The organism is Terriglobales bacterium (genome assembly GCA_035651655.1).
Lineage (GTDB): Bacteria > Acidobacteriota > Terriglobia > Terriglobales > Acidobacteriaceae > DASRFG01.
The window spans coordinates 154,724-165,500 of the sequence record DASRFG010000006.1; the positions used below are offsets into that span (position 1 = coordinate 154,724).

The following is a 10,777-nucleotide window of genomic DNA, read 5'->3' on the forward strand; positions in this document are numbered from 1 at the left end:
GAACTAAACTAAACGACCTCGGCCGTCACTTCATCAATCGCGGCTTTCAACTCCCCTCCTGCCCAGGCGATCTGCTCTTCTGTGATCACCGCCGGTGGCGCGATGAGCAGGTGGTCGCCCGAGTATCCATCTACACAGCCCTGCATGGGATAAACCAGCAGGCCGCGATTGGCGGCGGCTTGACCCACGCGGCCGGCGAAGTTCACTTCCGCGGCAAACGGCTGCTTACTGCTGCGATCGGCAACAAATTCCACACCCCAGAGCAGGCCAATGCCACGAACATCACCAACCGCGCGACAGGAGCTAAGCTCCTGGAGTGCAGTTTTTACAGTCGAGCCGATGCTCTTTCGGCTGGATGAAGACGCGGCATCAACCAGCCGCGAGCTTTGAATCCGTCTCAAAACCGCGCGACCTACCGCCAACGCGACGGGGTGCGCATTGTAGGTGAAACCATGGGTGAAGCTGCCCGAACCATTTGCAATAGCGTCCACTACTTTGCGGCTGGCAATCACCGCGCCCAGGGGCGCATAGCCGCTGGAGAGCCCCTTGGCGGTGACTAGAATGTCCGGCGCGACGCCCCAATGCTGCACGGCAAAGTTTCGGCCAGTACGCCCCATGCCGGTCATGACCTCGTCAGCGATCAGCAGAACGCCACGGCGGAAGCAGGTTTCGGCAACACGCTGCAAATATCCGTCCGGCGGGACAGCAGCGCCCAAGGTAGCCCCGCTCACCGGTTCGACGATGAAGGCCGCTGCGTGGGCGTTGGTCGCGAGCGCGTGTTCCACCTCATCGGCATAGGCGCGCGCGCAGCTCTTGCATTCATATTGGCAACGGTAGCAATAAGGAGTGCCAACATGCTCGAACTCGCGGACCATGGGTAAGTAAATCTCGCGCCGACGCGCGTTCCCAGAGACGGCCAGTGCTCCTAGAGTTGATCCATGGTAGCTTTGCCGACGGCTGAGCACCTCAAACCGTTCTTTCTGACCAATTTCTACTTGATACTGCCGGGCGAGTTTGAGTGCGCTCTCAATTGCTTCCGATCCGCCGCTCGTGAAGTAAACTGCGCCTGCGCGGAAATTTTCGCCGGCGAACTCCAGCAGTTCGCGCGCATATTCCTCGGCGATGGGCGTGGTGAACTGGCTGGTGTGCGCGAATTCCAACGCCCGTGCCTGTTCCACCATGGCATCGGAAATTTCGCGCACGCCATGTCCGATGAAGTTCACTGCGGCCGAGCCGGAGAAATCCAGATACTGCTTGCCTTCTGCGTCCCACAGGAGCGCGCCTTCGCCACGAATTGCTGCCGGAAAAGTCTTGCTAAAAGAACGGCGAAATACCGCCGACTGGCGCGACCCTTCAGAAGGCGCTGAGCCCAAGGGAGCCTCGAGTATTGGGATAAGGGACGCGAAGATTATAGCCTGCGCCCAATGACTATCGTGGTCGCAGCCGGCAGCAGTGTCAGAAACCGGAAAAACGCAAAGGTCGCCGCTGACACTATCTTCTGAGATGCGGGAACCAAGATTCGCATTTCGCGGCCCATAGAACGGGTCACACTCCGTGTAGAATCGGCGAATTGATGGGTTCTCCCTCTGATCCTGGAATTGCGCCAGCGCGACCTCCCGGTCGTAACCTGTTGCGCTATTTCAGGCCTTCCCACGAGCACAGCGCCTTTTCAGCCACGCTACTGCTGATGTCAGCCGTGATGCTCTCGCGCATCATCGGCTACCTTCGCGAAGCCTACATAGCCTATGCATTCGGCGCTGGGCCGCAGACGGATGCTTATGTCGCAGCATTTACCCTGCCGGATTGGCTCAATTACCTAGTGGCTGGCGGGACCGCCTCCATAACGTTTATTTCCATCTACACGCGATTCCTGGCGGAGAAGCGGGAGGACGAAGCGCAGAAGACCTTCTCCATCATCATCACGGTTATGACGACCGTGCTGATAATCGGCATTGGCCTGACAGAGCTATTTGCCTTCAATATTGAGCGCCACCTTTTCCCGCACTTTACCTACGAACAGTTGCGGCTCTGCGTGCACCTCACCCGCATTTTGTTGCCGGCACAAGTGTTCTTCTATGTTGGCGGAGTGGTTTCGGCGGTGCTGCTTTCACGCCGGTTGTTCCTCTTTCCGGCGCTCGGGCCACTGCTCTACAACGTGTTCATTATTTTGGGCGGAGCCCTTTTGTCGAGAAGATTAGGAATTTCTTCTCTCGCCTACGGAGCATTGGCGGGAAGCTTCGTCGGTCCCTTCCTGGTGAACGCCATCGGTGCGCGTCGCGTGGGCACAGGCTACCGGCCGATGTTTGATCTTACAAATCCTGCATTTATGGAATGGGTAAAGCTTTCTATCCCGCTGATGCTGGGCGTGTCGCTGGTAACGGCTGACGATTGGATCCTGCGCTTCTTCGCCTCCGGCAGTGCCGGCGACATCACTCGCTTGAACTATGCCAAACGTCTGTTTGCAGTGCCCATGGCGGTGCTCGGCCAAGCCACAGGGCAAGCCTCGTTGCCATTTTTTGCCAGGCTGATCGGGGAGCGTCGTATGGACGAATTCCGCGACACGGTAAACGCCTCCGTGTACCGGATCTCCGCGGTCTCGTTTCTCTTTAGCGCTTGGATGATTGCCGCCGCCCTACCCTTTGTAGACCTGGTGTACCGGCGCGGGCGATTTACTTTTTCTGACTCGCGCGAAACTGCTCTGTACTTTGCATGGTTCGCGGTTTCACTCGCCTTCTGGTCGGCACAGGCCTTATATGCCCGCGCTTTCTATGCGGCAGGAAACACCCTCACCCCAATGCTCGCCGGGACCGCCATCACTTTCGCGTCACTGCCGATTTATTCGGTGTTGTTTCACCGATTCTCCATAGTCGGATTGGCTATGGCTTCAGACCTGGGCATCTTGGCCAATACTCTGGCGCTGGCCATCTGGCTGCATCGGGAGAGGTTGGTCAGCATGTCTCATCTTCCCTGGCGAGAGTTGGGGAAAGCTGTATTCACTGCCATTTTCGCCGGCGTGCTGAGCTACGGAGTTGCTCAAGCTGTGAAGGTGACAGGAAGCCGGCTGTCTGACGTTGAAGCTTTGGCAATGGTTTCGGTGACCTGGGCGGCGGCGGTTGCGATGGGGCTGTGGGCGACAGGCTCCGAATTGCCGGCCAGCCTGAGACGACGCGGTCAACGCACCTCGTATCCGCACGTCGCCGAAAAACACGCAGAGGACATGAGAATAGAGCCTTAAGGCGAGAAAAATTCCGGCACAAGCCCCCGATAAAAACATAGGGCGCTCCGTTGGGAGCGCCCTTAATCATTTCGTCGCAGCCACATTTCAGCCGCGAGTCTTATATCGGTTCAGCGGGCCAGGCTCTTAGTTGGCAGCGCCGGCTCGTGCAGCAGTGACAACCGGGCCATCGGCGTCTTTGCCGTCGCCATTCACCTTCTGCCCGGGCTTGCGAATGTCAATTCCGCCCTTGAAGAAAGCGCCATCTTCAATGCTGATGCGAGCAGCCACCACATCGCCGGTCAGTGATCCGTCGTTGCGAATGTCAACGCGATCGCTGGCGGTGAGGTTGCCGCGCACTTTGCCCAACACCACGATCTCTCGGGCGTTGATGTTCGCAGCCACTACGCCGTTCCGGCCGATGGTGACGCGATTTCCGGCAAGGTTAATGGAGCCTTCCACCCGGCCATCAATGTAGAGCGATTCCGATCCGGTGACCTCGCCCTTAATCACGAGCGATTTACCGATGGTTGCCTGTTCTGCCGTGGTGCCTACGGTCGGACGTGGAGCGGGTGCACTGCTGGTTTCTGAAGCTGACGAATGAGACATCGTGGAGGTTGTGACCGGACGCTCCGGTTCCGAGCTGAACGGCTTCGGGCTACTGCCAGTCGTGGGCTGAGTTGTGGGCTTCCACATGGTCAAAGAAATCCTTTCCGTCGGAATTAACGTGGCGTTTCCAGTCGTTGATGTCCGGGAGACTGCTTTCCATTCTACCTTGCAGCTTCAACCCGCACACTGTGGAAATCGTGTTGCGCCTGAGGAAAATGCCCAAACGTCAACGACTTCGCGACACGTTGCGCGCACAACGTCTTGGACGACCCGGTCGCGCTGCCGGTTTCATCTTCCACCCTGGGTGATGAAGAAGGCATCCGGTAAAGTCCTTACCGCCATGTTAGTTTCGCGCTTAGCGTAGAGTAAGGTACAAAGGTGGAAACTGGGCAGTTACTAAGGGGCTAGTCCCCTTGCAGGAGCCTTGGTCCGAAGCGGGAAATTGGGCGTCATCATCCAGACTTGAGCGGTGCTGCGCAAAATCTGGCGGGACAATATTCTGTTCGGCGCACACGTTCAGTGCGCGGCCACATCTAACTGACTGTTCCTGAGCATGATTTCTGACAGCAACATCCTTCGCAACATCGAACGCCAACCACGGCAGACGGCGGGCTACAAGCAATTAGTTCGCGAGTTGGGCGCGCGCGGCAACGATCGGCGGGAACTTTCTGACCGTCTCCGCAATCTCGTTTCACGCGGCGAACTGGTTCAGGCTGATGGCGATCGCTACGCAATTCCCAAGGCGTCTCGTGGGAAGAACCAGGTTACCGGCCGTCTTACCATGCACCGCGATGGCTACGGTTTCGTAATCCCGGACAGCTCCGAGCTGCGCGAAAAGATCAGCGGCGATATCTACATCGCTCCCAACGCTATGGACGCGGCGATGCACGGCGATCGCGTTCTGGTTGAAGTGGGTGCCATTCGCGCCGATGGCCGAGCCGAAGGCCGCATCGTCCGCTCTTTGGAACGCGCTCATCCCACTATCGTCGGCACCTTTCATTACGGCCCGCGTTACAACTATGTTCACCCGATGGATGAAAAGGTCACCCAGGACATCATCATTCCACCTGGACAAGAGATTCCGGAGGCTAAATCTTCGACCACTGAATCTCAGCCCTCTGGGGTAGCGCGTCCACCGCGCGTAGATTCCCGCAGCACACCGCATCGTGTACTGGGTGAAGAGGCCCAGAAGAGGCCGACGACCTGGGATGATCTCGAGGGGGTTGTGGTTGACGTGGAGATTACTGCCTGGCCCACGCCCACTCAGAATCCTCGAGGCAGAGTCGTAGAAGTGATTGGCCGTGAAGATGATTTTGGCGTTGACGTCGAGATCATCATCCGCAAGCACCACTTGCCACACCGCTTTCCTCAAGCCGTGCTGGACCAAGCTCAGGCCATCGAGCCGATTATTCCTGCCAGTGAATTGCATTCGCGGCGCGACTACCGTGCACTTTCGATCGTCACCATTGACGGGGAGACGGCGCGCGATTTCGATGATGCGGTCCTGGCGTACACCTTGCCCAACGGGAATTTCGAACTCCAGGTACACATCGCCGACGTCGCCAACTATGTCACACCCGAGACGGAATTGGATCGCGAGGCGCGACTGCGCGGCACATCCGTCTACTTCCCTGATCGTGCCATTCCCATGCTGCCGGTCGAGCTCTCCACTGATATTTGCAGCCTCAAGCCACAAGTGGACCGGCTCGTGATGTCTTGCGTGATGGAAATTGATCACCAGGGCGAAATCGTGCACTACGAGATCAGGCCGGGAGTAATCCGTTCCGTCGAACGCATGACTTACACGGCTGTGAACTCCGTTCTGGAAGGAGATCCCGTGCTGCGCAAGCGCTACGACCCGCTTGTGGGGACCTTCGAGCTGATGCGTGATCTCGCCATGATCCTGAACCGCAAGCGCGAGCGGCGCGGCTCCATTGATTTCGACCTGCCGGAACCCATGATCGAATTCGACGAGTTCGGCCTGATGCGCAGCATCGCGCGATCAGAGCGAAACATCGCTCACCGTTTGATAGAAGAATTCATGCTGGCGGCCAATGAGTCTGTTGCCCAGTACCTGGAGAGCAAGCACGTTCCCTCGCTGTACCGCATCCACGAGAAACCTGACCCCAAGCGGGTTTATGAGTTCGAAACCATTGCCGCCAGTTTTGGCTATTCGTTAGGAGTTGGACCTTTACCCGTGCAGCGAATGCAATTCCGCAGTGATCGTCGTTCCACTCACGGCACAGGGCGGCATCCACGCGACCTGGAAATTCCCAAAGAGGTGCATATCACGCCGCGTATGTATCAGAAGCTGACGAAGAAGATTGCCGGCAAGCCTGAGGAGCGGATTCTTTCCTTCCTGATGCTGCGCTCTCTCAAACAGGCACGCTATTCGGAGAACAACGAAGGTCACTTCGCTCTCGCTGCCCCTAGCTATACGCATTTCACTTCTCCGATTCGGCGCTATCCCGACCTGATTGTTCACCGCATATTAAAGGAGGTGCTGCGCGAGGCGGCGGAGGCGCATGAGGGCGATGTGCCGGTTGGAAAAGGCACTCCAGCGCGCAGCGAGGGAGCTGCAACGCCCTGGTCGAAGCGGCAGGAAGCTGCTACCTCATCTGCCCACACGCGTTCGAAGAAGGCCCACCCTGCAGAGAAAAAACACATCGAGCCCATTCCCGAACCAGTTCTGCACGAGATTGCCGAGGAGTCCAGTGACGCCGAGCGCCGCGCTGACGAAGCTGAATGGGAACTGATGGAATGGAAAAAGGTCAGGTTCATGGAGGACCGGGTCGGCGAAGAATTTGACGGTCTCATCGTCAGTGTGACCAAGTACGGCCTGTTCGTGGAACTTACCGACCTGTTCATTGAAGGACTGGTACCTATCGACTCACTTAACGACGACCGCTACATCTATCACGAGAACACCAAGCAGATCATCGGTCAGCGCACCCGTAAAATCTACGGCCTGGGCCAGCGTGTGCGCGTTTTGGTGGACCGCATCGACCCGGTGCAGAAAAAGATACAGTTTTCCTTGGTCGAGCAGCGGCCCGTGCGCCCGCAAAAGCACGTTCAGAAGCAATCCCACAAGCAAAAGAAACGGCGGCGCCGTTCCTAATAGTGTGCCGAGGCATGCCCGCGCGCCACACAATCAAGTACAATTTCCTTTTACATGCCCACACAAGCAGACATCCTGGAGCGGCTGCGGTTCTGTTATGACCCGGAGATTCCGCTCAACATCGTGGACCTCGGTCTTATATATAAGGTTGAAGTCAACGAGGGCGATGTCGAAGTCGAAATGACGCTGACCGCGCAGGGCTGCCCTTCGCACAATGAGATCAGCCGCGACATCAAAACCACTTTGCTCAACACTCCGGGAGTGAACACCGTAAAAATCAATGTTGTCTGGGATCCGCCTTGGGACCCCAGCCGCATCAGCCCCGAAGGCCGTGAAAAACTGGGCATTGAGGCGTAAGCGCCTTCTGCCGGCTTCAGACCGGCCATGCTGTAGAAGGCCCTGGTGTAGAATTCTTCTCTTGACCCCGCTTCACCCGGTTCATCCTTGCAGGATGGACTTTCTCAGCCGTCGGGACGTGGCGCAGTCTGGTAGCGCACTCGCTTGGGGTGCGAGGGGTCGGCGGTTCAAATCCGCCCGTCCCGACCAACATTCTCACTCGCCGACCGCGAGCACCCCAAATTGAAGCGCAGCGTCGGCGAAGCCGAAGCGCGCCAGAAAAAAGCTTGCGAGGGGGTGAGCCGGCACGGCGAGCGTGCTCGGCGGTTCAAATCCGCCCGTCCCGACCAATATTCTCACTCGCCGACCGCGAGCACCCCAACTTGAAGCGCAGCGGCGCAGCCGAGGCGCGCCAGGAAAAGCTTGCGAGGGGGGTGAGCCCCGCAGGGCGAGCGCGCTCGGCGGTTCAAATCCGCCCGTCCCGACCGACATTCCCACTCGCCGACCGCGAGCACCCCAAATTGAAGCGCAGCGTCGGCGAAGCCGAAGCGCGCCAGAAAAAGCTTGCGAGGGGGTGAGCCCGGCAGGGCGAACATGCTCGGCGGTTCAAATCCGCCCGTCCCGACCAATAATTTTCAAACACATAAACAGCGCTTCGGATTTTCCCGTCTACAACGGTGTCGGCAATTTTGTAGACGGTTACAACCTCAGTGTTCAACAAGAGGAATATCGGGGTAGTTTCCCATACCGAAAGACAAGCGGTCGTAATATTTCCGGCATAGCTCGCGGCGGCACAGATCGCCGCCATGATTGAATAGTGTTTTTATCTGCTTGGCAAGCACGAGCATGGTATCTTCCCGCAGAACAGGTGCTTTCATTGGTAGGAATATCCGTAAATGATAAGGTTGTGCACGAACTCAACTCCTCCCCAGCTCTCTTGTCAACACTGCGGGAGGTAGTAAGGTTCCTGTCTAGACAGTGTGGTGAAAAGAATGTCCGGTAACATAAGCAGACCACGGTGGAAATCGGCTCGACGAATCGTGGCTCTGCTGCTGCTAATCCCGACGCTCTATGTAGCTGCCGCACTGTTCGTGTATTGGCGCCTCAGCTGCCTTCGGGTTGATGTGACCAAGGCTGACATGGATCGGTTCGCACGCTGGTTCATGGATACCACAAATACTGTTCAGCTACTCGTCAAGACTCGCAACTCAGGGTCACCTGCAGCTTCGAGAGCCGTTCCGGAGCCCCAGTGCAAAAAAATCTCTGTCCGAGATGCGGAAATCCTCCTCTATCTCATGCCTGTGGCCGACGAACTTCGGGCGGAGGAAATGGACGTCGGTTGGAAGCGCGAACCCGGCGTGGAAGAGTATCGTCAGGGAGCATACGCATTTCGGCTCGAGAATGCGCGACGATATAACCCCAATGGTTCGGTAACCATAGGCTATTTTCTAGTCGATAAATGCACTGGAATCATCCGGCAGGACGAGACCGGTGAGGTGGTGACCAGCCCCATGGTAAGAGGTGTTCAGAGGATCATGACACGCGAGGGGGAGCAGTCGCCAGCGGATTAGGATTTATGCGTTTCAAACGCGAAAGACGTGTACGTCCGGGGCACCTCGCAAGCCAGACAGCAGAAAATTCTGAAATCGTCCGCTAGAGCCGACCAACATTTTCACTCGCCGACCGCGAGCACCCCAAATTTAAGCGCGGAGGCGCAGCCGAGGCGCGCCAAAAAAGCCGCCAGATTATTGGCTCTGGGGTGGAACCAGCGTCAGTTGCACAGTCTTGTGGCCATGCTCGGAAACCGTAACGGTCTGCGAATCTGACATCAGAGCCTGAGCGTCCCCAGATGCAACAAACTTGGCGGACACTCGATACTTCCCTGGAGCGATATCAGAAAACAAAAAGCGGCCGGTCTGGTCAGTGGTCGCTTTATTCCGACGGATCGTGTTGTAGGGCGTCGCCGGGTATGGATCGATGCGGACGTGTGCCCCCACCACCGGCTTCTCGTCTTCCGTTACCGAACCTTCCAATTGCGCGTTTGAGGAGCCGATAACAATTTCAAAGGTCCCGCCAGAAAGCCCTTTCTCGACTTGCAGCCCCTCTGCGAGAACGTCCTGTTCGCCGAGTCGTGCCGATTTGGTGTACCAACCCGGATCACGGGTTCCAATGGAAAGTACGTACTGACCTTCAGCCACATCGGTTAATTCAAAGCTACCATCCTTCTTCACACGGCCGAAGCCTCCCGACTGTTGATCCGAACTCACGGAGTCTAGATTAATCCATATGTCCTCCAAATGGAGGTCGCCTGGCCCATCAACCAGTACGCGTCCGCGAAAGTTAGCACCCCGTCCAAGCGCAAGGCTGATGGACTCGATGTCTTCGTTGCCGACTTCGATCTTCTGCCGAGCGCTATACCTGCTGTCTTCCACATGCTCGTATGCAACTAGCATGTAGCTGCCCGGTGGTACCCCTTTCAGCCGGAACTTGCCTTCGGCGTCCACGTCAGCGGAGTTGTCCATACCATAGGTTTCGACGCCTAGAAGGCTTACCCCGATATTGCTAGCAGATTTCCCGTCGGGGCCGATAACACGCCCCGAGATTTCCACGGTTCTTCCGTGTCGCATGGAGAAGTCAGCCTGCATCTCCTCGCCTGCACGGAGCGAAACCAGTTGTGCCTGGTTCACTTGGAGTACTCCGGGGTAGTACACGGGAACGTACTGCGAGCCGAGTGATTGCCGAATGAAGAAATCCTCACTCAATTGCATTCCTGACTGAGGTTCGAATGTATCCGTCGCCCTCATGTAATAGTCGCCGGGTTTAAGTCCGAAGATGCGGTATTGGCCGCGATCGTCGGTCTGCACGGACGAGGCTGGAATTAATTCTTGCTTCCTTAACGAGAACGGTTCTCCATCTTCGATCTCTTCTTCATCTGGGGCGCGCAACGCGACGACCTGGATGTTAGCCATCGGTTCTCCGTCCTCATCGCTTACACGACCAGTGATCACCGCCGCCATAACCATGCGGAAAAGAACATCTGTCACTTCTTGCTTGGGTTGCAGTGCTAAGATCGCGCCTTTGCCAGCTCCTTTAGATTGGTATTGCTGATCCACGTAGCCTGCCCGGGTGGCGACAAACCGGTAACGGCCGGGAGGAACCTCTTTTACCCTGAACCGGCCATCGCCGTCAGAGATGGCAGCGTAAATATCGCTCGGACGACCCTGATGCTCGGGTGCGAGTGCCACATGCGCTAACTTCAGGGGATTTCCTTCAGCCGCGGTGACTACCCGCCCTGAAACAGTGCAGAATGTTGCCGACTTGCTTTTCTCTCCCTTGGAAATAGGAGCACTCGTTTGCGCCAACAAGCTAATGCCCAATGCAATTACTGTGGTTAAGAGAAGCACACTCCGCATGGGAACCCTCCTGTTCTCAAGAGAGAAATAGCGGAAGCGGAACAAAGTTGATCATACGACAACGGTCAACTGTCGAGAAATCCCAAT

The 10,777-nt window shown here is 57.1% G+C and carries 10 protein-coding genes and 1 tRNA gene; 5 read left to right on the forward strand and 6 right to left on the reverse strand.

Annotated elements, in window-relative coordinates; translation table 11 throughout:
* Positions 1 to 8: 8 nt before the first annotated feature.
* Positions 9 to 1,373, reverse strand: a complete 1,365-nt coding sequence (locus tag VFA76_03680) for an aspartate aminotransferase family protein (GenBank protein ID HZR30940.1) — start codon at positions 1,371 to 1,373, stop codon at positions 9 to 11.
* Between the two features lie 200 nt (positions 1,374 to 1,573).
* Here VFA76_03680 and murJ point away from each other — a divergent pair, with 200 nt between their 5' ends.
* Positions 1,574 to 3,235, forward strand: coding sequence for a murein biosynthesis integral membrane protein MurJ (gene murJ, locus VFA76_03685; GenBank protein HZR30941.1), 1,662 nt, complete (start codon positions 1,574 to 1,576; stop codon positions 3,233 to 3,235).
* A 126-nt stretch (positions 3,236 to 3,361) separates the two neighbouring features.
* Here the strand turns inward: murJ and VFA76_03690 are convergent, their stop codons facing one another.
* Positions 3,362 to 3,910 (reverse strand): polymer-forming cytoskeletal protein, encoded by a 549-nt coding sequence (locus VFA76_03690; protein ID HZR30942.1) that lies wholly within the window; start codon positions 3,908 to 3,910, stop codon positions 3,362 to 3,364.
* A 466-nt stretch (positions 3,911 to 4,376) separates the two neighbouring features.
* On the opposite strand from VFA76_03690, the gene VFA76_03695 reads away from it, so the two are divergent.
* The 3 genes from VFA76_03695 (at position 4,377) to VFA76_03705 (ending at position 7,487) form a co-directional block, all read left to right on the forward strand.
* Complete coding sequence (locus VFA76_03695) at positions 4,377 to 6,941, forward strand: RNB domain-containing ribonuclease (protein ID HZR30943.1); 2,565 nt, start codon at positions 4,377 to 4,379, stop codon at positions 6,939 to 6,941.
* Positions 6,942 to 6,995: 54 nt separating this feature from the next.
* Positions 6,996 to 7,298, forward strand: coding sequence for a metal-sulfur cluster assembly factor (locus tag VFA76_03700; protein HZR30944.1), 303 nt, complete (start codon positions 6,996 to 6,998; stop codon positions 7,296 to 7,298).
* Positions 7,299 to 7,410: 112 nt separating this feature from the next.
* Positions 7,411 to 7,487: transfer RNA gene (locus VFA76_03705), tRNA-Pro, on the forward strand.
* A gap of 6 nt (positions 7,488 to 7,493) precedes the next feature.
* On the opposite strand, the gene VFA76_03710 is transcribed toward VFA76_03705, so the two are convergent.
* From VFA76_03710 to VFA76_03720, 3 genes are all read right to left on the reverse strand, one after another.
* Complete coding sequence (locus VFA76_03710; GenBank protein HZR30945.1) at positions 7,494 to 7,637, reverse strand: hypothetical protein; 144 nt, start codon at positions 7,635 to 7,637, stop codon at positions 7,494 to 7,496.
* Entirely contained in the window at positions 7,634 to 7,873 is a 240-nt protein-coding gene (locus tag VFA76_03715; GenBank protein ID HZR30946.1) for a hypothetical protein, read from the reverse strand. The genes VFA76_03710 and VFA76_03715 overlap by 4 nt, the downstream gene beginning before the upstream one ends.
* A gap of 111 nt (positions 7,874 to 7,984) precedes the next feature.
* Entirely contained in the window at positions 7,985 to 8,155 is a 171-nt protein-coding gene (locus VFA76_03720; protein ID HZR30947.1) for a hypothetical protein, read from the reverse strand.
* A gap of 114 nt (positions 8,156 to 8,269) precedes the next feature.
* On the opposite strand from VFA76_03720, the gene VFA76_03725 reads away from it, so the two are divergent.
* On the forward strand, positions 8,270 to 8,848 hold the full coding sequence (locus tag VFA76_03725; GenBank protein ID HZR30948.1) for a hypothetical protein: 579 nt from the start codon (positions 8,270 to 8,272) through the stop codon (positions 8,846 to 8,848).
* A 174-nt stretch (positions 8,849 to 9,022) separates the two neighbouring features.
* Here the strand turns inward: VFA76_03725 and VFA76_03730 are convergent, their stop codons facing one another.
* The gene (locus VFA76_03730) at positions 9,023 to 10,690 is read right to left on the reverse strand and encodes a carboxypeptidase regulatory-like domain-containing protein (protein HZR30949.1); all 1,668 of its coding nucleotides are present in this window, start codon (positions 10,688 to 10,690) and stop codon (positions 9,023 to 9,025) included.
* Positions 10,691 to 10,777: the final 87 nt, after the last annotated feature.